General features: G+C 68.9%; 23 protein-coding genes. 7 read left to right on the top strand and 16 right to left on the bottom strand.

Annotated features, from left to right (window positions below; all coding sequences use genetic code 11):
* Positions 1-37: 37 nt before the first annotated feature.
* Complete coding sequence (gene tyrS / locus K5880_RS22405; RefSeq protein WP_297657956.1) at positions 38-1288, top strand: tyrosine--tRNA ligase; 1251 nt, start codon at positions 38-40, stop codon at positions 1286-1288.
* 6 nt (positions 1289-1294) lie between these two features.
* Here tyrS and K5880_RS22400 read toward each other — a convergent pair whose 3' ends face one another.
* The 4 genes from K5880_RS22400 to K5880_RS22385 all read right to left on the bottom strand — a co-directional run bounded on the left by K5880_RS22400 (position 1295) and on the right by K5880_RS22385 (position 4717).
* Entirely contained in the window at positions 1295-1987 is a 693-nt protein-coding gene (locus K5880_RS22400) for an ankyrin repeat domain-containing protein (protein ID WP_297657953.1), read from the bottom strand.
* Positions 1984-2478, bottom strand: coding sequence for a heme-binding protein (locus K5880_RS22395; RefSeq protein ID WP_297657950.1), 495 nt, complete (start codon positions 2476-2478; stop codon positions 1984-1986). The genes K5880_RS22400 and K5880_RS22395 overlap by 4 nt, the downstream gene beginning before the upstream one ends.
* A gap of 104 nt (positions 2479-2582) precedes the next feature.
* A complete protein-coding gene (locus K5880_RS22390; RefSeq protein WP_297657947.1) occupies positions 2583-3236 on the bottom strand; it encodes a response regulator in 654 nt (217 codons plus the stop codon).
* Positions 3233-4717: an ATP-binding protein gene (locus tag K5880_RS22385; protein ID WP_297657944.1), complete on the bottom strand. Its 1485-nt coding sequence runs from the start codon at positions 4715-4717 to the stop codon at positions 3233-3235. The genes K5880_RS22390 and K5880_RS22385 overlap by 4 nt, the downstream gene beginning before the upstream one ends.
* Before the next feature lie 42 nt (positions 4718-4759).
* Between K5880_RS22385 and K5880_RS22380 the strand changes: the two genes are divergently transcribed.
* The gene (locus K5880_RS22380; RefSeq protein WP_297657941.1) at positions 4760-5689 is read left to right on the top strand and encodes a cation diffusion facilitator family transporter; all 930 of its coding nucleotides are present in this window, start codon (positions 4760-4762) and stop codon (positions 5687-5689) included.
* Positions 5686-6135, top strand: a complete 450-nt coding sequence (gene dtd / locus K5880_RS22375) for a D-aminoacyl-tRNA deacylase (protein WP_297657938.1) — start codon at positions 5686-5688, stop codon at positions 6133-6135. Before K5880_RS22380 ends, dtd begins: the two co-directional genes overlap by 4 nt.
* Here the strand turns inward: dtd and ybeY are convergent.
* Genes ybeY through K5880_RS22360 form a run of 3 tightly spaced genes read right to left on the bottom strand, consistent with a single transcriptional unit; the run spans position 6126 to position 7997 of the window.
* Positions 6126-6581 carry an rRNA maturation RNase YbeY gene (gene ybeY, locus K5880_RS22370; protein ID WP_297657935.1) on the bottom strand — a complete coding sequence of 152 codons (456 nt, stop codon included), beginning with the start codon at positions 6579-6581 and terminating at the stop codon, positions 6126-6128. The genes dtd and ybeY overlap by 10 nt on opposite strands.
* Positions 6581-6997, bottom strand: a complete 417-nt coding sequence (locus tag K5880_RS22365; protein ID WP_297657932.1) for an MliC family protein — start codon at positions 6995-6997, stop codon at positions 6581-6583. Before K5880_RS22365 ends, ybeY begins: the two co-directional genes overlap by 1 nt.
* 16 nt (positions 6998-7013) lie before the next feature.
* On the bottom strand, positions 7014-7997 hold the full coding sequence (locus K5880_RS22360; protein WP_297657929.1) for a PhoH family protein: 984 nt from the start codon (positions 7995-7997) through the stop codon (positions 7014-7016).
* 29 nt (positions 7998-8026) lie between these two features.
* On the opposite strand from K5880_RS22360, the gene ruvA reads away from it, so the two are divergent.
* Together ruvA and ruvB are read left to right on the top strand one after the other, a co-directional pair.
* The gene (gene ruvA / locus K5880_RS22355; RefSeq protein ID WP_297657926.1) at positions 8027-8605 is read left to right on the top strand and encodes a Holliday junction branch migration protein RuvA; all 579 of its coding nucleotides are present in this window, start codon (positions 8027-8029) and stop codon (positions 8603-8605) included.
* A 3-nt stretch (positions 8606-8608) separates the two neighbouring features.
* Entirely contained in the window at positions 8609-9661 is a 1053-nt protein-coding gene (gene ruvB / locus K5880_RS22350; protein WP_297657923.1) for a Holliday junction branch migration DNA helicase RuvB, read from the top strand.
* A gap of 55 nt (positions 9662-9716) precedes the next feature.
* On the opposite strand, the gene K5880_RS22345 is transcribed toward ruvB, so the two are convergent.
* Positions 9717-10085, bottom strand: a complete 369-nt coding sequence (locus K5880_RS22345) for a YciI family protein (protein WP_297657920.1) — start codon at positions 10083-10085, stop codon at positions 9717-9719.
* Positions 10086-10159: 74 nt separating this feature from the next.
* Positions 10160-11881, bottom strand: a complete 1722-nt coding sequence (locus K5880_RS22340) for a lysoplasmalogenase family protein (protein WP_297657917.1) — start codon at positions 11879-11881, stop codon at positions 10160-10162.
* 103 nt (positions 11882-11984) lie between these two features.
* Between K5880_RS22340 and K5880_RS22335 the strand changes: the two genes are divergently transcribed.
* Complete coding sequence (locus K5880_RS22335) at positions 11985-13097, top strand: SPOR domain-containing protein (protein ID WP_297657914.1); 1113 nt, start codon at positions 11985-11987, stop codon at positions 13095-13097.
* Between the two features lie 22 nt (positions 13098-13119).
* On the opposite strand, the gene K5880_RS22330 is transcribed toward K5880_RS22335, so the two are convergent.
* Together K5880_RS22330 and K5880_RS22325 are read right to left on the bottom strand one after the other, a co-directional pair.
* Positions 13120-14304, bottom strand: coding sequence for a DSD1 family PLP-dependent enzyme (locus tag K5880_RS22330; RefSeq protein WP_297657911.1), 1185 nt, complete (start codon positions 14302-14304; stop codon positions 13120-13122).
* The gene (locus K5880_RS22325; protein WP_297657909.1) at positions 14288-14929 is read right to left on the bottom strand and encodes a histidine phosphatase family protein; all 642 of its coding nucleotides are present in this window, start codon (positions 14927-14929) and stop codon (positions 14288-14290) included. Before K5880_RS22325 ends, K5880_RS22330 begins: the two co-directional genes overlap by 17 nt.
* Before the next feature lie 105 nt (positions 14930-15034).
* On the opposite strand from K5880_RS22325, the gene K5880_RS22320 reads away from it, so the two are divergent.
* Positions 15035-17401, top strand: coding sequence for a PAS domain-containing sensor histidine kinase (locus K5880_RS22320; protein ID WP_297657906.1), 2367 nt, complete (start codon positions 15035-15037; stop codon positions 17399-17401).
* 212 nt (positions 17402-17613) lie between these two features.
* On the opposite strand, the gene K5880_RS22315 is transcribed toward K5880_RS22320, so the two are convergent.
* From K5880_RS22315 to K5880_RS22295, 5 genes are all read right to left on the bottom strand, one after another.
* Positions 17614-18309, bottom strand: coding sequence for a DUF4136 domain-containing protein (locus K5880_RS22315; RefSeq protein WP_297657902.1), 696 nt, complete (start codon positions 18307-18309; stop codon positions 17614-17616).
* A 45-nt stretch (positions 18310-18354) separates the two neighbouring features.
* The gene (gene ttcA / locus K5880_RS22310) at positions 18355-19278 is read right to left on the bottom strand and encodes a tRNA 2-thiocytidine(32) synthetase TtcA (RefSeq protein ID WP_297657899.1); all 924 of its coding nucleotides are present in this window, start codon (positions 19276-19278) and stop codon (positions 18355-18357) included.
* The gene (locus K5880_RS22305; RefSeq protein ID WP_297657896.1) at positions 19275-20495 is read right to left on the bottom strand and encodes an ATP-binding protein; all 1221 of its coding nucleotides are present in this window, start codon (positions 20493-20495) and stop codon (positions 19275-19277) included. Before K5880_RS22305 ends, ttcA begins: the two co-directional genes overlap by 4 nt.
* A 93-nt stretch (positions 20496-20588) precedes the next feature.
* A complete protein-coding gene (locus K5880_RS22300; RefSeq protein WP_297657893.1) occupies positions 20589-20963 on the bottom strand; it encodes a dihydroneopterin aldolase in 375 nt (124 codons plus the stop codon).
* Positions 20964-20979: 16 nt separating this feature from the next.
* The coding region (locus K5880_RS22295; protein WP_297657890.1) for an SDR family oxidoreductase at positions 20980-21348 on the bottom strand (369 nt) is incomplete at its 5' end.

Genomic DNA, 21348 nt, shown 5'->3' with positions numbered 1-21348 from the left:
AGCCAGCACGCTGTCCCTCGCATCTGAGAAAACCCGTATGAACGCCCTTACAAACGACACCGAAAGTTCTCAAAAAAATCTGCCACTGACGGACGGTGTAAGAGAAGCGCTGGGCGTTACGCTGCGGGGGTGCGAAGAATTGATACCCCAGGCCGACTGGGTCAAAAAATTGTCACAGTCGGAAACCAGCGGGCAGCCGCTGCGCATCAAGCTCGGACTGGACCCGACCGCGCCGGACATCCACATCGGCCACACGGTGGTGCTCAACAAGATGCGCCAGCTGCAGGACCTGGGCCACCAGGTGATCTTCCTGATCGGCGACTTCACCAGCCTGATTGGCGACCCCTCGGGCCGCAACAACACGCGCCCGCCGCTCACGCCGGAGCAGATCAAGGCCAACGCCGAGACCTATTACCGGCAGGCCAGCCTGGTGCTGGACCCCTCCAGAACCGAGATCCGCTACAACAGCGAGTGGAGTCTGCCACTGGGTTCGATGGGCATGATCCAGCTCGCCGCCAAGTACACCGTGGCACGCATGATGGAGCGCAACGATTTCCACGACCGCTTCAAGGCCGGCACGCCGATCAGCGTGCACGAGTTCCTGTACCCGCTGATGCAGGGCTACGACTCGGTGGCGCTCAGGAGCGATCTGGAGCTGGGCGGCACGGACCAGAAATTCAACCTGCTCATGGGCCGCCACCTGCAGGCCGAGTACGGCCAGGAGCCGCAGTGCATCCTGACCATGCCCTTGCTGGAAGGCCTCGACGGCGTGGACAAGATGTCCAAGAGCAAGAACAACTACATCGGCATCACCGAGGACGCGAACTCGATGTTCGCCAAGGTGCTCAGTATTTCGGACACGCTGATGTGGCGCTGGTACACCCTGCTGTCGTTCCAGTCGCTGGCACACATCGAGTCGCTGAAGCAGGCGGTTGCCGCAGGTGCGAACCCCAAGGATGCCAAGGTTGCTCTGGCGAAGGAAATCACCACGCGCTTTCACAACGCTGCGGCAGCAGACGCGGCCGAGCAGGACTTCATCAACCGCAGCAAGGGCGGCATCCCTGACGACATCCCCGAGGTGTCTTTGGGGGGCGCGCCGCTGGGGATGGCACCGCTCTTGAAGTCGGCCGGGCTGGCGCCATCGAACAGCGAGGCCAACCGCCTGATCGATGGTGGCGGGGTGCGGGTCGATGGCGCCGTCATCAGCGACAAGGGCCTGAGACTGCCGGCCGGGACTTTCGTCGTGCAGGTGGGCAAACGCAAGTTCGCCCGCGTGACGCTGGCCTGAACGCTGTCAGCGCGCGCCGGCCTTCTCCAGCATCGCCACCATCGCCGCGTAGCCGCGCGACTTCGCAAGCGCCAGAGGCGTCTGCCCGTTCCGGTCGGTCAACTGCAGGTTGGCACCGGCATCGATGAGTGCACGCAGCGTGGCCTGGTGGCGTGCACCGCCGTTGCCCAGCACGATGGACTCGATCACCGCCGTCCAGTGCAGGTTGTTCACGTGGTCCAGCGGAGCACCGGCGGCGATGAGCTGGCGCACCACGCCGTCATGCCCGAGGTGGGCGGCGGCGATCAGGGCGGTTCCTTCGTAGCGGCTGGTGGTCTGTTTCGCGCTTGCGCCCAGTTGCAGCAGCAGGCGCAGCGTGTCCTCGTCGTCGGCCACCGAGGCGATGGTCACCGCGTCGTAGCGGTCGTTCTCCAACTGGTCGATGTCGGCGCCTGCCTTGGCAAGCGCACGGATGGCCTCGCGCTGCCGCGCGAACGTGGCCACGTGCAAGGGCGTGCGGCCGTGAGCATCGGTGGTGTTCACCACTGCGCCGCTGGCCACCAGGCGCGCGATCTTCCCGGCGTCGCCCTGGTGCGCGGCCGCGTGCAGGCCGCTGTAGGTGGCGGCTTCGCTGGCGCTGGGGGCCACCTGCGCCCAGGCGGGCACGGTGGACGCCAACGCTGCCAACAGCAGGCCGGTGATCAGCGGGCGGCGCCTCATTTCAGTTGGTCCTTCACCTTGTCGATCGCCGCCATGGCGCATTGCTCGTCGAGGTGACCACCGGGCGCGCCACCCACGCCCACGGCACCGATCACTTCATTGCCCACCTTCACGGGCACGCCACCGCCCAGCAGCAGGTAGCCGGGGATGTGGACCAGATTGGCGGCGGCCGGGTTCTTCTGCGAGGCTTCCATGATGGCCTGCGTGGTGTTCTTTGCCGAGGCCGAGGTGAAGGCCTTCAGGCGGCTGGCTTCGAGAGTGTGCGGGCCGGCGTTGTCGGCGCGCATCACGGCGCGCACGCCACCGGCATGGTCGACGACGGTGGCCGACACGTTGTAGCCCGCTGCGCTACAGGCGGCCACGGTGACACTGGCGAGCTGGGTGGCGAGTTCGAGCGACATGTTCTTTTCCACGCGCACGCCCTGCGCACTGGCGAAGGCGGTGGTGGTCAGCGAAAGGGCAATCAAGGCGGTTCGGGCGATGGTTTTCAAGGTGTTCTCCGGTGTTGTGAAACGGTTCGATCAACCGTGGGAGAACTGTAGAAATCGCAGTGCAGATTCACCATTCGTGCGGCTACGCGCGGCCCTCCGTAGAACTACGCAGTGCCGCCGCCCGCGTCGCCGGCGTCGACCAGCGCGGCGTAGTGCCGGATCAGTTGCGCCAGGGAGGGCGCCTGCAGCTTGCCAAACAGGTTGGCGCGGTGGGTCTCCACCGTGCGGGGCGACAGGCCCAGCGCGCGGCCGATCTCCTTGTTGGTCAGGCCCTCGACGATCAACCCCAGCACCTCGCGCTCGCGTTCGGAGAGCTGCGCGTATCGCTCGCGCGCCGTGCGGTCGGCCTGGTGGCGCTGGCGTGAGCGCACATGCTGGCGCACCGCGTTCTGCAGGGCTTCGAGCAGGGCCTCGTCGTCCACCGGCTTTTCCAGGAACTCGGCCGCACCGGCCTTGAAGGCGCGGCGGCACATGTCCACCGTGCCGTGGCCGGTGAGCATGATCACCGGCTGGTCCACGTCCTGGGCCACCAACGTGTCGAGCACGCTCAGACCGCTGATGCCGGGCATGCGCACATCGAGCACGATGGCGCCGATGCCCTCGCGGTCGAACTGCGCCAGGAAGGCCTGCGGATCGCTCCACGGCTGCACGCGCAAACCGACCGTGCCGATCAGCAGGGCCAGGCCGTCGCGCACGGCCTGGTCGTCGTCGATCAGGTGGACGGTGGGCGACAGGGTATACAGATCGGTGTGGCTCACGGTCGATCCTCGTCCAGGGGCAGCAACAGGGTGAAAACGGCGCCGCCGAGCGCGCGGTTGGCCGCGCCCAGGGTGCCGCCCATCCCGTTGGCCAGTGTCTCGCACAGGCTCAGACCCAGCCCCAGCCCACCCTGGCGCGTGGAGAAGAAGGGTTCGAACAGGCGTGGCAGGACGTCGGGTGGAATGCCCGGCCCGCTGTCGGCCACCGTGAGTTCGCCGCGCCCGTCCCGGGTTCCGATCGTGAGGATGAGCGAGCGTTGCGCGGCGGGCACCTGTTCGAGGGCCTGCAGCGCGTTGAAGAGGAGGTTGTGCACGATCTGGTCCAGTGCCACCGCATCGGCCAGTACGGTCACTGTTTCGGTGCCTTGCAGCACGGGCGCGACGTCGCGGCGCTGGCATTCGGGCTCCAGCAGGTAGAGCGCGCGCCGCACCGTCTCGTTCAGGTTGACTGGTCGCAGGGTACCCCCCGCGTCGGGCCGCTCGACCGCGCGGCGCAGCCGGCCCACGACCTCGGCGGCGCGCCGCGCCTGCGCCGCCGCCTGCGCCATGGCGCCGCGTGCCGTGCCCAGTTCGGGGGGCTCGTCATCCAGCAGCCTCTGCGCGGCCTGCGTATTGGCCAGCACGGCTGTGAGCGGCTGGTTGAGCTCGTGCGCCATGCCGGCGGCCAGCTCGCCCAGCGTGTTCAGGCGCGCCACCTGGCCCAGGCGCAGCAGTTCCTCCGCGCGCTGGCGCGCCACGCGCTGTCGTTGCAGGTGGTGCAGCGCCGTCAGCAGTGCAGCCACGGTCAGCATCCAGGCCAGCATGCGCAGCCAGGGCAACTGGCCCGCACCCACGGTCAGTGTGCTGACCACATCGAAGGGCTGGCTCTCGCTGGCCAGCGCCTTGCGCGCCTCCCAATGCCAACCAGCACCAGCGGCGCCCACAGTGTTGTCACCGGGCTGGATCACATGGCGCGCATCCGCGTGTTCCAGCACCACCCGCACCGGGCTGCTTTGAGGCTGCATCGGCCACTCCGCCCACGGCACCATGGCGCGCAGGTCCAGATCCAGCGCGTAGCTGGTGGGTGACGCGGACAGCACCAGCTGGTAGCGTCCTCGTTCAAGGTCGACGGCGCCCAGCGTGGCATGGCGCAGGGTGTGCGAGGCGGCTTCGGCGCGCGCCAGCTGCGGGTCGGCCCAGGCCTGGTCGGGGCCGCGGCGCTGCACCGCCAGTATCTGCGGGTACAGCGCGGGCAGTCGCTGTTCGGGCGACGCGCTGCTCGTACCCTGCGGCACGGGCTGGAGCAGTGCCAGCGTCGCCAGGATGGCGTCGTGCTGCACCACCTGCTGGCTCAGCAGGCGGTGCACGATGCGTGCATCGGTCTCGAACAGCGCACGCTGTTCGGCCAGCGACTGGCGCGCCAGCAGCACCGCGCCCGCCAGCGCCAGCACGAGCCCGCCAAGCACCCACCACCGCACACCGAGCCACAGCTGTTGTCGCATCGGGCGGATTCTGGCATGCGTGCGTGCCGGCACAATCGCGGCATGAACTTCGTGCCGATCCGATGGCTCACGCCCCGGCGCCTCTTGACGGCCTCGATCGGGGTGGCCGTGGTCACGATCGCGCTCAAGACCCTGGCCTGGGTGATCACCGACTCGGTGGGTCTGTTGTCCGATGCCATGGAGTCGCTGGTGAACCTGGCCAGCGCGGTGTTCGGTCTGGTGATGGTGACCATCGCCGCGCGCCCGGCGGACGACGATCACCCCTATGGCCACCACAAGGCCGAGTACTTCTCCTCCGGCTTTGAAGGCATCCTCATCATCGCGGCCGGGCTAGGCATTCTCTGGGCCGCCGGGCTGCGCCTGCTCGATCCGCGGCCGATCGAGCAGGTGGGCCTGGGCCTGGCCCTGTCGGTGCTGAGTTCGGTGCTCAACGGCACGCTGGCCTGGGTGATGCTGCGCGCGGCCAGGGAGCACCGCTCGATCGCGCTCGAAGCCGACGCGAAGCACCTGTTCTCCGACGTCTGGACCTCCGCCGGGGTGTTGCTCGGCGTGGTGCTGGTGAGCGTCAGTGGCTGGCTCTGGCTCGACCCGGTGGTGGCGATGGCGGTGGCGCTCAACATCCTGCGCGAAGGCGCGCGCCTGTTGTGGCGCTCGTCACAGGGGCTGATGGACCGGGCGGTGGAGCCCGACGTGATGGCGGCGATCCAGCGGACACTGGACGGCATTGCGCGGGAGCAAGGTAACACCCATGTCATCCGCTTCGACCACGTGAGCACGCGCCGTGCGGGGCAGCGCCGCTTTGTTGATCTGCACATGCACGTACCGGCTTCGTGGTCACTGGGACGCGCGGCGGCGCTGCGCGGTGACGTGGAGAAGGCGCTGATGGGCGCGGTGGCCGGCCTGCGCGCGACCATCCAGCTGCTGCCGAGCGACGTGGAAACGCATTTTTTCGATGAGGACGATCCCAAATGATCTCGTTGCTGCAGCGCGTGAGCCAGGCCCGGGTGGAGATCGCCGGTGACACCGTGGGCGCCATCGGTCCGGGCTTGCTGGTGCTGCTGTGCGCCGAACCCGGCGACACCGAGGCCGTGGGTGAAAGGATGCTCTCCAAGATCCTGAAGCTGCGCATCTTCGGCGACGACTCCGGCAAGATGAACCGCAGCCTGCAGGACACGGGCGGCGGCTTGCTGGTCGTGAGCCAGTTCACCCTGGCGGCCGACACGAAGAGCGGCAACCGGCCCGGCTTCACCGGCGCGGCGCCACCGGCCCTGGGTGAAGCGCTCTACGAGGCCTTCTTGCGGGCCGCGCGCGCGCAGCACCCGGTGGTTCAGACGGGCCGCTTCGGTGCCGACATGCGGGTGCACCTGGTCAACGACGGGCCGGTGACGATTCCGCTGCGGATCGCGAATCAGGCGTAAGGGTCCGGCTGGCCCAGGCCGGTGAGGATCTCGGTCTCGCGCGCCTCCATGGCCTCGGCGTCCGCCTCGCTGGTCTCGTGGTCCCAGCCCTGGGCGTGCAGCGTGCCGTGCACCAGCAGGTGGGCGTAGTGCTGGGCCAGGGGCTTCTTCAGTTCGGCGGCCTCGCGCGCGACCACGGGTGCACACAGCACGAGGTCGGCCATCACCAGCGGCTCGGTGGCGTAGTCGAAGGTGAGCACGTTGGTGGCGTAGTCGCGTCCGCGGTAGTCGCGGTTGAGCGTCTGGCCTTCTTCGGCATCGACGATGCGCACGGTGATCTCGGCGTCGGCGTCGAGCGCGTGGCGGATGCAGCGGACCACCCAGTGGCGTGGCAGCGCGGCGCGGTGCGCGGCGGCGTCGGGCAGGTCGCCGAACTGCAGGGACAGGCTGAGCGCAGGCAGTGCCATCAGCGCTTGTTCGCCGGCTGGGCGAAGCAGTTGGACAGCAGGGTCTGTTCCTGCGCGGTGTGGTCGGCCGCCAGGAAGCTGAGTTCGCCCTTCATGCCCTGCGTGTACCAGCGCAGGCTGTACTGCTCGTCGAGCGCGATGAAGCGCACACCCGTGGTGGCCCGGCGGCCCTGCAGCATCACGGTGCGGTCGTTGTGGTGCAGGGCGGCAAAGGCGGTGCCGTTGCTCAGGTTCAGGTAGGCCAGCTCGATTTCGGCACCGCCGTCGCAGCGGTAGCGCACGGCCTGGCTGCTGAAGATCAAGGGAGCCTGGGCCGAGGCTTTGGGTGTGGGCGGGTTGGTCTGGGCCGGTGCGCCCGGGGCCAGCGCCACGAGCAGCATGCCCAGCGCACGCGCGAAGGAGTTTGACGAAGACATGGCTGCGGGGCTCCTTTCAGGCGGCAGCGCTGCGGCGCGGGCGTTTCACGGGCGGGGCGTCATCGGGGCCGGGCGAGCGCGCGTCGTAGGCGTCCACGATGCGCGCCACCAGCGGGTGGCGCACCACGTCGGCGCTGGACAGGCGCGTGATGGCAATGCCCTGCACGCGCTTGAGCACGCGCTCGGCGTCGATCAGGCCGCTGAGCTGGGTGCGCGGCAGGTCGATCTGGCTCACGTCGCCGGTGACCACGGCCTTGGAGCCGAAGCCGATGCGGGTGAGGAACATCTTCATCTGCTCGGGCGTGGTGTTCTGCGCCTCGTCCAGGATCACGAAAGCGTGGTTGAGCGTGCGCCCGCGCATGAAGGCCAGTGGTGCGATCTCGATCTGCTGGCGCTCGAAGGCCTTCTGCACTTTGTCGGCGCCCATCAGGTCGTACAGCGCGTCGTACAGCGGGCGCAGGTACGGGTCGACCTTCTGGCCCAGGTCGCCGGGCAGAAAGCCGAGCTTCTCGCCGGCCTCCACCGCCGGGCGCGTGAGCACGATGCGCTGCACCGCGCTGCGCTCCAGCGCATCGACGGCGCAGGCCACTGCGAGGTAGGTCTTGCCCGTGCCGGCCGGGCCGATGCCGAAGGTGATGTCGTGCGTGGACATGTTCTCCAGGTAGCGCGCCTGGTTGGGTGTGCGCCCGCGCACCTCGCCGCGGCGGGTCTGCATGGCCAGCGCGCCGTCGCCGGGTTCGGGCAGCGCGGTGTCGCCGCTGAGCATGAGCTGCACCTGCTCGGGCGGGATCGGCTTCTTCGCCATCTCGTACAGGGCCTGCAGCGTTTCCAGCGCCTGGTTGGCCCGGACCTTGGGGCCTTCAATGCGGAACTGCTCGAAGCGGTGAGCCACCTTCACTTGCAGGGCCGCCTCGATGCTGCGGATGTGGCTGTCCATGGGGCCGCACAGATGCGCCATGCGCGTGTTGTCGGGCGGGGAGAAGGTGTGTCTGAGAATCAAGCCGATAATTCCGCGAAAAGGATTCCCCGATGATAGGCAAGTTGACCGGCACGCTGCTGGAGAAAAACCCACCCCAGATCCTGCTGGACTGCCACGGCGTGGGTTACGAGGTGGACGTGCCCATGAGCACCTTCTACAACCTGCCCGCCACCGGCGAGAAAGTGGCCCTTCTCACGCACTTCGTGGTGCGCGAGGACGCCCAGATCCTCTACGGCTTCGGCACCGGGCCCGAGCGCGAGGCCTTTCGCCAGCTCATCAAGATCAGCGGTGTCGGCCCACGCACCGCGCTCTCGGTGCTCTCGGGCATGAGCGTGGCCGACCTGTCCCAGGCCATCACCGCGCAGGACAGTGGTCGCATCGTCAAGGTGCCCGGCATCGGCAAGAAGACCGCCGAGCGCCTGCTGCTCGAACTCAAGGGCAAGCTCGGCGCCGATCTGAACCTGCCCGGTGCCGCGGCGGCGCAGGGCGATGCGGGCGGCGACATCCAGCAGGCACTTGTGGCGCTGGGCTACAGCGAGAAGGACGCCGCCGCCGCGCTCAAGGCCTTGCCCAGGGACGTGGGCGTGAGCGAGGGCATCAAGCTGGCGCTCAAGGCGTTGGCGAAATAAACCATGAGCATCCAGACCGACGATTTCACCCCCGCGCCGCGCGTGGTATCCGCCGCGCCGGCCTCTCCGAAAGAGGAAGCGATCGAGCGCGCGCTGCGGCCCAAGCTGCTTGACGAGTACGTGGGCCAGGCCAAGGTGCGCGAGCAACTGGAGATCTTCATCGGCGCGGCGAAGAAGCGCAGCGAGGCGCTGGACCACGTGCTGCTGTTCGGCCCGCCCGGCCTGGGCAAGACCACGCTGAGCCACATCATCGCGCAGGAACTCGGCGTGAACCTGCGCCAGACCAGCGGGCCGGTGCTGGAAAAACCCAAGGACCTGGCCGCGCTGCTGACCAACCTCGAAGCCAACGACGTGCTCTTCATCGACGAGATCCACCGGCTCAGCCCGGTTGTCGAGGAAATCCTGTACCCCGCGCTGGAGGACTACCAGATCGACATCATGATCGGCGAAGGCCCGGCCGCGCGCAGCATCAAGCTGGACCTGCAGCCCTTCACCCTGGTGGGCGCCACCACACGCGCCGGCATGCTCACCAACCCGTTGCGCGACCGCTTCGGCATCGTCGCGCGGCTGGAGTTCTACACGTCCGAGGAACTCGCGCGCATCGTCACGCGCAGTGCCGGTTTGCTCAACGCGCCGATGGACGCCGAGGGCGGCTTCGAGATCGCGCGCCGCTCGCGCGGCACGCCTCGCATCGCCAACCGCCTGCTGCGCCGCGTGCGCGACTTCGCCGACGTCAAGGGCAGCGGCACCATCACGCAAGACATCGCCAACCGCGCCCTGGCCATGCTCGACGTGGACCCGCAGGGCTTCGACCTGATGGACCGCAAGCTGCTCGAAGCGGTCATCCACCGCTTCGACGGTGGCCCGGTCGGTCTGGACAACATCGCCGCCAGCATCGGCGAAGAGCGCGACACCATCGAAGACGTGATCGAGCCCTACCTGATCCAGCAGGGTTTTCTGCAGCGCACGCCGCGCGGTCGCATCGCCACGCTGGCGGCCTACAGGCACCTGGGGGTGGCGCCACCGAGTTCGCCCAGCGAGTTGTTCGGCGAATGAAACCGCCGCAAGAGCGCTGGGCGTGCCGGGCGATGCAGGCGGGGCTCGCTGGCACTCAGCCGAAGAAGGACTCCATGGGAATCAGCTCAACGCCCCATCCCCCGGCTTCACCGATGGACGCGGCGGGGTGCATCGCCGCCAGGCGGATGGCCTCCTCCCGGTTCTCCGCCTCGATGATGAACAGACCGCCCACCACTTCCTTGGCCTCGGTGTAGGGCCCGTCGCTGATCTGCGGCTTGCCGCCACGCGGGCGCAGCGCCACCCAGTCCTGCGTCTCGGCCAGTGACGCGGCCACCAGCACCTTGCCGGTGGCCCGCATCCTGTCGTCCATCGCCGGGCACTGGCTCACCAGTGCCTGCACGTCGTCGGGCGCCATCACGGCGAATTTTTCCGGGTTGTAGTACGCAAGGCCGAGGTATTTCATGGCGACTCCTGTGGGTTGATGTTGCCTTGACGACGAAGCAGAGGCCCGGGAATCGACACGTCGTCGAATGGCGATCAGCGCACCCCGCGACCGCCGCGCAACATCCCCATCACGATCAGCACCTGCGCCGCGTAGTAGGTGCCCAGCACCCAGACCTGCGGCATCGGCAGCGGCGAGACGAACCGGTTGATGGCGAGCACGCTGTCGCTGAGCATGAAGAAGCCCGCACCCAGCGCCACCGCGATCGCGGCGCGGTCTCGCAATACCGTGGCGCGGCCGATGGCCTGGGCGGCCATGAGCGCGATCACGAGCACATAGGCCGCCACCGGCGCGCGCAAGCCGGTCGGCAGGCCGCCCAGCCAGAGAAAGGCGTACATGGCCGCGCCGATGCCCAGCGTTGCCATGAGTGCGCGCCGGCTGGCGAACCAGGGTGCGTCCAGGCGAAACAGGGCGATATAGGCCAGGTGGGCCAGCAGGAAGGCCACCAGCCCGGGAATGAAGTAGCCCGGGAACATCAGGAACGCATCGCCCGCGAGCGAAAAGGCCAGTGCGCCGATCAGCAGCACATCGCCGCGCCGCAGGCCCGCCATGCCGCGTGCGTGGGACAGCACCACCGCCATGGCTGCCAGCATGGCCAGGGGCTTGAACACGCGGTGCAGCTCCACCCAGCCCAGCGCCGCACAGGCCATGGACAAGGCCCCGCATTCGATCAGCAGCGCCTCGCCCATGCCGATGCGCCCCTGCATCACCGCGCCGATGGCCCACAGCGCCACCAGCAGCACGGTGAACACGACCGCGCTGCGCGGCAGCGGCCAGCCGTCGGCGAACCAGAGGAAGCCGGCCACCCCGGCCAGCAGCAGCACGAACTGCGCGCCCGCGAACCACTGCACGCCGCGTGCCATGGGCGGTGCATAGCGCTGCACCTGCGCGATGTCGAAGGCGGGCGCAGGGAAGCGCGCGGCCACATCGGCCGGGCGCCAGCCGGGTGGCTTGAACCAGACGCGCAGCTTGTCGGCCCAGCGGCGCGTGTGCCACGAGTCCTTGAGCAGGCCCCAGTACACCTCGCCGTTGGCCCACAGCGGGTCCCAGCTGTCGAGCGGCTTGCGCGTGCCGTAGACGCACTTTTCGTCCTCTTCCTTGAAGCTGCCGAAGAGGCGGTCCCAGACGATGAGGATGCCGCCGTAGTTGCGGTCCACGTAGCGGTCGTTCACCGCGTGGTGCACGCGGTGGTTGGATGGGCTGCAGAACCAGCGGTCGAACCAGCCCAGCTTGCCGACCTGCTCGGTGTGCACCCAGAACTGGTAGAGCAGGTCGATCAGCGCGACCACGCCGAACACCAGCGGCGGCACGCCAGCCACGGCCATCGGGAGGTAGAACACCCAGCCCAGCAACGCGCCCGAACTGGTCTGGCGCAGCGCGGTCGAGAGGTTGTAGTCCTGGCTCTGGTGGTGCACCACGTGCGCGGCCCAGAAGATGGCGCTCTCGTGCCCGGCGCGGTGCAGCCAGTAGTAGCAGAAGTCGTAGAACACCAGCGCCAGCAGCCAGCCCGGCAGGGAGGTCCAGAACGGGTGGTCGGGCCAGATTGCGACGGCCGAGTACACGGCCGTGTAGATGCCCACGCGCAGCAGCCGGGTGAACACGGCGCTGATCTGGCTCAGCATGCCCAGGCCGATGCTGGAGATGGCGTCGTCCAGGCGGTAGGTGTTGCGCTGGCGTATGAATCCGATGGCGTATTCCAGCGCGATCAGCGCAAAGAACACCGGCGTGGCCAGCACGATGATCTGGCTCGGGCTCATGGGGGCGTGGGGTCGGGGTCGCAGTGCATGCGCACATTGTGGGCAGAACCGCGGGCATACGTTGCTGGCAACAACCCGCATGCCGCATGCCAGAATCGCGGGCATGACCGCCGCCACACCGCAGCCCGCCGCGACCGAGCCGGAGAGCGCCACCACGGCGCTGTACCGCGCCGCGCTCGGGCCGGTGAACACCGACCGCTACCTGGACGTGTTCGCGCGTTTCGACGAGGCCGGCCGCGCCAGCCCGGCGTGGAACGCGGCGGCCGGGTGGCTCACGCTGAACTGGATGGTGTTTCGCCAGCTCTGGGGCGCGGCGCTGGTGTACCTGGTGTGCGCCGGGGGCCTGGCCGTGCTGGTGGTCGGTCTCGGGCGGCACGTCCTGCAGTGGCCGCAGTCGGTGGAGTGGGGTGTGCTCGGTGCGTTGCTGTTGCTGAGCATCGCGGTCCCCGGGGCCTACGGCAGCGCCCTTCTGCACGCCGACATCCGCCGCCGCATGACGCGTGCCGTGTCCGAGGCACGCACCGTGCGCGAGGCCTGCGCCACCCTCGAGAAGCAGGCCAGCTCCCGGCGGCGCCTGTGGGGGCTGGTGGTGCTCAACGTGTTGCTGCTGGCCGTGGGCGGCTATGCCGCGATGGACACCAGCTGGCGAACCCGCCTCGCCGGCGCGTCGGACGCAGACCCCACCAGGGCGGCCCCTGCTGAAGCCACCGCCGCGCCGACCCCGGCAGCCAGCGCGGAGTCGCCTGCACCGCCGGTGGCGGCGGAGGTGATCGCGGAGCCCCTGCCGGCACCCGCGCCAGCGCCCGGGCCCGCGCCAATGAGCGTGTCGTTGCCGGACGCCGGAGAGGTGGCACCCCAGGCCGCGCCGCCCCAGCCCCCATCCATGCCCGCCCCCGCGCCGGCCGGGCTCGAGTCATCGCCGCGGTCTGCGCCCCCGCCGCCCTTGCTGGCGCCCCGTGCGGCCAAGCGGGCCGTCGACGCTGCCCCGCAGGCGCACGGCATCAACGTCGGCCTGTTCGCGGACCGCACCAACGCCGAGCGGGCCCAGTCCCTCCTGATCGAAGCAGGCTTCCCCGCCATCCTGCAGAACGTCGACCACCCCAAGGGCCAACTCACCCGCGTGCGCGTCGGGCCATTTGCCAGCCGCCAAGAGGCCGACGAGGCAGCAGCGCGCATTCGCGCCATGGGGCTGGACGCGATGGTGTTCCGGCCGTAGCGCCGGCGTCGGTGGGGTCGCGTCAGCCCAGGGCGCCGCGCGCGTCCACGCGGATCAGGCGCTCGACCTTGCCGTCGACCAGGCCGCCGCGCACGCCCACCATCACGTCGTACAGGTTGACCGTGGGGTCACAGTGGCCCGGCACCAGCCAGACCGTGTCGCCCAGCGCGGGCAGGGGGTGGCCGGCGTGGGCCGCGCGCAGCAGGCCGTGCTCATCGCCGCCGTTGGCGAACACCAGGCCTGGCGGGCTCCATACGGCGGGCGGGCCGCTGTCGATCGCATGGCTCTTGTGGCCGGCGTCGCACACGGCCTGCCGTGCGCTGCGGCTCATGACCTGGCTCTTGACGAACAGCGCGTGCTCGAACACGGGCGCCAGCGGCGCGGCTTCGTTGCGCGCGTAGTCCGCGTCCATGAACAGGTAGGAGCCGGCCTGCAGCTCGCCCCAGACGTGGCTGGCGGTCTCCAGGGTGAAGGTGCCGGTGCCCGCGCCGGTGATCAGCGGCACCGCGAAACCCGCGGCCTGCAGCCGCTCGCGCGTGAGCGCGGCGGCCCAGGCCGCTTCGGCAATCGCCTGCGCGCGCTCGGCCGGGTCGCGCCGGTGCTGGGCGCCGCCGTGGTAGGCCTGCAGCCCGGCGAAACGCAGCACCGGGTGCAGCGAGATCAACCGCGCCAGGTCCACAGCCGGCTCGCCCGGCGGAACGCCGCAGCGGCCATGGCCCACGTCGACCTCCACGAACACGTCGATGCGACCCTCGCCACCCACCTGCGCCGCCTGCAGTGCCTCGGCCAGCCGCAGCACGCCGGCGGCGCTGTCCACGGCCAGGCCGAAGCGCGTGGGCAGGTCGCGCACCGCCTGCGCCAGGCGCTGCAGCTTGGGCAGCGCGATCACTTCGTTGGTGATGGTGATGTCGCTCACGCCGGCGTGTGCCAGCGCCAGGGCCTCGTCGGTCTTCTGCACGCACACGCCGACCGCGCCGTGCGCCATCTGCAGGCGCGCGAGTTCGGCGCTCTTGTGCATCTTGGCGTGCGGCCGCAGGCGCAGCCCATGGGCGCGTGCATAGGCGGCCATGTGCGCCAGGTTGCGCTCCATCGCATCGAGGTCGATCACCAGCGCGGGCGTGTCGATCGCAGCCACGCCCTGGCCGAGCAGGCTCTGCGCGCGGTGCCAGCGCGTGGGCGGCGTCAGGGGCTCATACGCTGCGTTCATCGAGCGGGGCTCCGGTTTGCAGGTGCGCGATGTCGGCCCAGCCCACCAGGCTCAGGCCCTCGGGCGACCACAGCAGGCGGTTGATGGCGGTGTTGGGCAGTTCCCAGCTTCGCGGTGCCTGCAGCTCCAGCCGGGTGGCGGCGCGGTACAGGATGTCGAGCACACCGCCGTGCGCCACCATCAGCACCTGTTCACCCGGGTGTCGCGCGGCCAGTTCCAGCACGGTGGGGATCACACGGCGCTGCAACTGCTCCAGCGATTCGCCGCCTGCGGGCGCGAAGTCGGGCATGCGCTTGCGCCAGGCCAGCGCCTCGGTGGGCCAGCGCTGTTCGAGTTCGGCCCAGGTCCGGCCTTCGAAGCGACCGAAGTGGCGTTCGCGCAGACCTTTGTGCGGCGTGACATGCAGGTGCTTGACACGCGCCACCGCCAGCGCGGTCTCGAAGGCGCGGCCCAGGTCGCTGGCATAGACCGCGGCGATGGGCTCGTCGCGCAGCGCTTGCGCGAGCTGCGCGGCCTGCCAGCGACCGTGCTCGTTGAGCGCAATGTCGGTGTGACCCTGGATGCGGGTGTCCCGGTTCCAGGCGGTTTCGCCGTGGCGCACGGCCAGGATGCGGGTGACTTGCAAAGAAATTCCCAGAAAGCGTGAGTAAGACTGCAACTGTAGCGGCGCCGGTACCCTGCCGGGGTGTCCGTGGCCTGAAAACCGGTGGATTGCGACACAATCCACAGCATGAGTCCATCGCCGCTTGACGGGGATTTTTCCAGCCTTTTCAATTTCCTGCCGATCGGGGCCTACCGCGCCTCGCCCAGCGGTCAGATGCTGCGCGCCAACCAGGCGCTGGTGCGGCTCAATGGTTACGCATCGGAAGCCGAGATGCTGGAAGGCGTGAAGGATGTGGCGCGCGAGTGGTATGTCGAGCCGGAGCGGCGCGCGCAGTTCCAGCAGCAGCTCGAACGCGACGGCTACGTGCGCGGCTTCATCTCCGAGATCCACCGCTACAAGACGCGCGAGCGCGTGTGGATCAGCGAGAACGCCCATGGCGTGCGCGATGCGTCCGGCGAACTGCTGTACTACGAGGGCACGGTGGAGGACATCACCGACCGTGTCAACGACCAGAAGGCCTTGCGCGAGAGCGAGGAGCAACTGCGCGGGATCACCTCGCAGATTCCCGGCATGGTGTTCTCGGTGTTCGTTCGCCCCGACGGGCAGCGCGAGTACCGCTTCGTGAGTTCGGGCGTGCGCGACATCTATGGCCTGGAGCCCGAGGACCTGATGCGCGACCCCACGCTGGTCGCGCGCTACCGCCATCCGGACGATCTGCAATTGCTGGAACAGGACCTGGAGCACATCCGCAAGGGCCCGATTGACCTGGGGGGCGAGTTCCGCATCGTCCTGCCCGACGGCCGCGTGAAGTGGGTGTACCGGCGCTCTTACGCAGTCTCCGCCAGCCAGGAAGGCACGCTGCGCGTGGGCGTGCTGCTCGACATCACGGCGCGCAAGGAGGCCGAGGCGGCCTTGCACGCGAACGAGGCGCTGTGGCGCCTGGCGCTGGAAGGCGCGGGTGATGGCGTGTGGGACTGGGACCTGCGCACCGGCGAGGAGTTCTTCTCGCGCAGCATCAAGGCCATGTTCGGCTACGACGAAGACGACATTGCGCATTTCGCCGTCGAGATGGACGCGCGCACGCATCCCGACGATGTCGCCCAGATGCGGGCCGACCGCCAGGCGCATTTCGAGATGCGCACGCCCACCTACCGCAACGAGCACCGCGTGCGCTGCAAGGACGGCAGCTGGAAATGGGTGCTCACGCGTGGCACGGTGATCGTGCGCGACGAGAACGGTACGCCCCTGCGCATGGTTGGCACCCACACCGACATCACCGAGCACAAGCAGGCCGAGGCCCTGCACCGCGCGCTGGAGGCGCAGTTGAGGGAGTCGCAGAAGATGGAGGCCATCGGCACGCTGGCCGGTGGCGTGGCGCACGACTTCAACAACCTGCTGGCCGCCATCCTGGGCAACCTGGTGCTGGCGCGCGAGGACGTGGGCGAGAACCACCCCGCGCAGGAGAGCCTGATGGAGATCAGCCGCGCGGCCATCCGCGCGCGCCAGCTGGTGCAGCAGATCCTGACCTTCAGCCGCCGCCAGACGCAGGAGATGCTGCGCCAGCCGCTCACGCCGCTGGTGGAGGAAGCGCTGGGCCTCATGCGTTCGCTGCTGCCCGCCGGGGTCAAGCTGGTCGCACGCCTGCCCGCTGCCGGCCTGCTGGTGCTGGCCGATGCCACGCAGGTGCAGCAAGTGCTCATGAACCTGTGCACCAACGCCTGGCAGGCCATCGAGAACCAGGCGGGCGAGATCACCGTGGCGCTGCGCGAGGTGCGACTGGACGCGTCGCAGGGTCTGCAGCTCGGGGGCCTCTCGGGCGGCGCCTATGCCTGCCTGAGCGTGGCCGACAACGGGCCGGGCATGGACGAAGACACGCAACGCCGCATCTTCGAACCCTTCTTCACCACCAAGGCGCCGGGCGCGGGCACCGGCCTGGGGCTGGCCGTGGTGCACGGCATCGTCAAGGCCCACCGGGGTGCGATCGATGTGCACAGCCGTGTCGGCGAGGGTGCGCGGTTCGACGTCTATCTGCCGTTGGCCGACGGTGCGCAGGACGCCGGCGAGCCGCGGGTCGATCCGGTCGACCGCGTGAGGCCGGCAACTCCGGTGGCGCTACCAGGCAAGCATGTGGTTTACATCGACGACTACGAGGCGCTGGTGTTCCTTGTCGGACGCCTGCTGCGCAAGCAGGGCTACCGCACCAGCACCTTCGAGTCGGGAGAGGCCGCGCTGGCCTGGCTGCGCGAGCATCCCCGCGAGCCGGTCGACCTCGTGGTGAGCGACCAGAACATGCCCGGCATGTCGGGTGTGGAGGTGGCGCGCGAGATGCTCGCGCTGCGCCCGGGCCTGCGCGTGGCTATCGTCTCGGGACACGTGAACGACCGCCTGCAGGCTGAGGCGGCGGAGGCCGGTGTGAGCGACGTGATGGGCAAGCAGGACAGCATGGACGCACTGGGCGAGGCGATCCGGGAGCTGCTGGAACGCACGGGATAGGGAGGGCACCCCCCGCGCGCCTCCGGCGCTCCCCCCTCTCTCTCTCACCTTCGGCGGAAGGGGGCGACACCTGGGGCCCCGCCGTGCCGGAGAGCGACCCGCCTCGCATGCCACAACGACCTCAAGGGAGACCGAGGGTCCGGCTCCGCCGGCCCGAGGTGTCGCCCCCCTCCAAGGGGGGAGCGCCAACGGCGCGCAGGGGGTGTTTCAGTTCAGCGCGGCACTTCGATATTGACCTGGCGCAGGCCTTCGGGTGGTGCCGGGAAGTCGCGCAGCGCGGCGTCCAGCATGGCCGACCACAGGCTGTTGGTGCTGTTCCAGCGTCCGTCGTGGGCGGCGCGTGTTTCGTACACCACCTGGCCGCTGGCGGCGTGGCGGATCACCAGCGACACCTCGCGCTTGTAATAAGGTGTCTCGAAGCGCGGAAACAAGGGCGCCCAGATCACCTGGCCGGTGCCGGTCACCACGTAGCCGTGTCCGGGAAAACCGAAAGCCGGGCCGAAGCCACCGCCCCAATAGGCGTCGTAGGGGCTTTCCCAGGGTGCGCGCGGCAGGCGGACGGTGCCGGCGCTCACCTGCACCAGCCAGGGCGCCGCAGCGCCCGCGGCGGCGGGCGTCCAGCCCACCTTGCCCAGGGCCAGCGTGGCCAGTTTTTCCAGCTCGTCCTGGCCATCGCTGGCCGACTGGCCCTCGCGCTGCGAGGGCAGGCGCTCGAAGCGGAAGACCTGCGGCGGTTGCGGAATCACCACCGGTACGCCCGGGGCACTGGCGCGATCGGCCCAGCGCGCATAGCTTTGCACCTGGTTGTCGACCAGGTAGACGCTGGCGCACCCACTCAGGGCCAAGAAGGCGGTGACGACGCCCAGGGTCCTGAAGAATGTGTGCAGTCGCTGGGTGGTGATGGTCATGAAGCCTCCTTGAAGGCCGGTGCACGATGAAGCCCGCAGACGGGCTCAGTGCGCGGCGGCAATCGGTATGACCGCGGCCGGGCCCGATGCGTTCCCTCGGGATCCGTTGCCCGCCGCATCGGCAGTGGCGGCGGGCGAGGGCACAGGCTCTTCGTCGAAGGCCTTGTCACCGTCCTCGCTGGCCACGCCGGTGGCGCGAAGCGTTTCAAACGGAAACAGGTTGCGGTCCATCAGGTGGCTGGGCACGATGTTCTGCAGCGCCGAGAACATGTTCTCGATGCGGCCGGGGAAGCGCTTCTCCCAGTCCTGCAGCATCTGGCCCACCTGCTTGCGCTGCAGGTTGTCCTGGCTGCCGCACAGCGTGCAGGGAATGATGGGGAACTCGCGCAGTTCGGCCCAGCGGGCCAGGTCCTTCTCGGCCACGTAGGCCATGGGGCGGATCACCACGTGCTGGCCGTCGTCGCTCACCAGCTTTGGGGGCATGCCCTTGAGCCTGGCGCCAAAGAACATGTTGAGCAGCAGCGTCTGCAGGATGTCGTCGCGGTGGTGGCCGAGCGCGATCTTGGTCGCGCCCAATTCCCCCGCCACGCGGTACAGGATGCCGCGGCGCAGCCGGCTGCACAGGCTGCACATGGTCTTGCCTTCGGGAATCACGCGCTTGACGATGGAATACGTGTCCTGGTTCTCAATGTGGAACTTCACGCCCAGCTTCGTGAGGTAGGCGGGCAGCACGTCGGCCGGAAAGCCCGGCTGCTTCTGGTCGAGGTTGACCACGATCAGTTCGAACCGGATGGGCGCGCGTGCCTGCAGCTTCTGCAGGATGTCCAGCATGCCGTAGCTGTCCTTGCCGCCCGAGAGGCAGACCATCACGCGGTCGCCTTCCTCGATCATGTTGTAGTCCACGATGGCGCGGCCCACCTCGCGGCAGAGGCGCTTTTCGAGCTTGTGGTTTTCCAGGTCGATGTTCATCGTGGTTCTCTTCGTATGAGTGACTCAGGCTCGCGCCAGGCGTTCCCCGGCATGATGCGCTGCATGAAGGCGGCGAACATGGGCACGGTGAATGCCGTGTCGCCGTGGGTCGGGCTCCAGACCATGCCCTTGGTGATCAGCGAGCTGCGCGTGGGGGCCAGCGAGGACACCTTTTCTTCCAGGCAGGCCGCGATGTCACCCGAGCGGTGCGGCCCCTCGCCCAGCTCGGCCATGGCCCGCAGGTACTTTTTCTCCTTGGGCGTGCAGCGGTCGAAGCGCACGCGGAAGAAGCCCTCGTCGAGCGCGGCGACGGCGGTGACGCTGGCCTTGCGCACATCGTCGATGCCGATCGGGCTGGTGCTCGCGGCCAGCCAGGTGTGGCTGCCCCAGGTCTGCAGGAAATAGGCGTAACCCTGGCTCAGGCGCAGCACCTCGCGCAGCGCGGCCGGGGTGATGGCCACGCCCTCGTCGTGCAGCGGCTTTTCGATGGCCTGTGTGGCCGCTTCGGTGGGCAGCGCACCGATCTCGGGGAAGTCGAACAGGCGTTCGGCGTAGGACTTGGCGTTGCCCATCTGGCCGCGCAGCTGCGGCAATCCCGCACCCACCAGCACCACCGGCAGTTGCCGCTGCGCCGTGCGGTGCAGCGCGGTGATGAGCGCGGCCAGCTGCGCTTCCTCCACGTACTGCAGCTCGTCGATGAAGATCGCCAGGGCCGTGTTCGCCGCCTTGGCCGCGAGGCCGACCTGCTCCATCAGCGCCTGCAGGTCGTGTTCCAGGTCGCCGTTGTCCGCCAGGCCCGGTTCGGCGTCGTAGTCGATCCCGACCTCGATGTCCTTGTAGCTCAGCTTGAGCTTGCTCGCGAAGCCCGCCAGCGCGCGCAGGCCGCGCACCGCGAAGTCCCGGGCCGCTTCGAGCTGGCTCAGGCGCAGCAGTGCCTGGCGCAGCTGCGGCGCGAGCAGCGCTGGCAGCGACCGGCCTTCCGGGGCTTCCAGCCGGACGGTGTGGATGCCCACCATTTCCGCGTCGTCGCGCACGCGGTCGAGCAGCACCGTCTTGCCGACCCCGCGCAGGCCCACCAGCATGGCGCTCTTGGCCGGCCGCCCGATGCGCGCGCGCTCCAGCGCCACCCGCAGGGACTCGCGCAGCGCATCCCTGCCGGCGAGTTCGGGCGGTGGTGTGCCCGCGCCTGGCGCGAAAGGGTTGCGAATCGGATTCATGCGAGGATTCTACTGAAATTTGTTGAGTTACTGATTTTTTATAACTTTGCAAATTTCAGTAGATGCGAGGTCGCACCCCGCAGTGAGCGCCTCTCACCACTGCCCGCTCTCCATGCGGATCGCGACCTCGCAGTCCTCGAAGATCTCCAGCTTGGCGATCTTCACCCGCACGCCGATCACGCCGGGCAGCTGCATCAGCCGGCGCGTGAGTTTGCCGATCAGGCTCTCGAGCAGGTTCACGTGTTCGGCGGTGCACTCGTCGATGATGATCTGGCGCACCTTGCGGTAGTCGAGCACGTGGCCGATGTCGTCGTCGTGCGGCAGCAGCGGCTGCGTGCCCTGGTTGAGTTCGGCGTCGACCTGGATCGGCTGCGGCGTGGACTTCTCGTGGTCGAGGATGCCCAGGTTGGCGTCGAAGCGCAGGCCGGTGAGTGTGAGGATCTGGGTCCCGGCGGACGTGGCTGTCATGGGCATGGGGTGGTGCTCACATCAGGGAGAAGTCGCGCTCGAAGCGCATGAGGTGCTGGCCGCCATCGACCAGCAGGGTGGTGCCGGTGATGGATCGGTTGTCCAGCGCGAAGACCACGGCAGCGGCCACGTCCTGCGGCGTGGACGAGCGGCCCAGCGGCGACTGGCGGTGCAATTCAGCGAACTTCTCGTCGCTTAGCAGATGGCTGGTGAGCGTGAGGCCCGGCGCCACGCCGACCACCCGCACACGCGGGGCCAGCGCCAGCGCCAGCATGGTGTTGGCGGCCTCCAGCGCGGCCTTGGACAACGTGTAACTGAAAAAGTCCGGGTTCATGTTCCAGAGCTTCTGGTCGAGCAGGTTGACCACCGCGGCGCCCTCGGCGCC

Source organism: Hydrogenophaga sp., from assembly GCF_025699295.1.
In the GTDB taxonomy this organism is placed as follows: Bacteria; Pseudomonadota; Gammaproteobacteria; order Burkholderiales; family Burkholderiaceae_C; genus Hydrogenophaga.
This window is presented reverse-complemented; position numbering and strand designations above follow the sequence as displayed.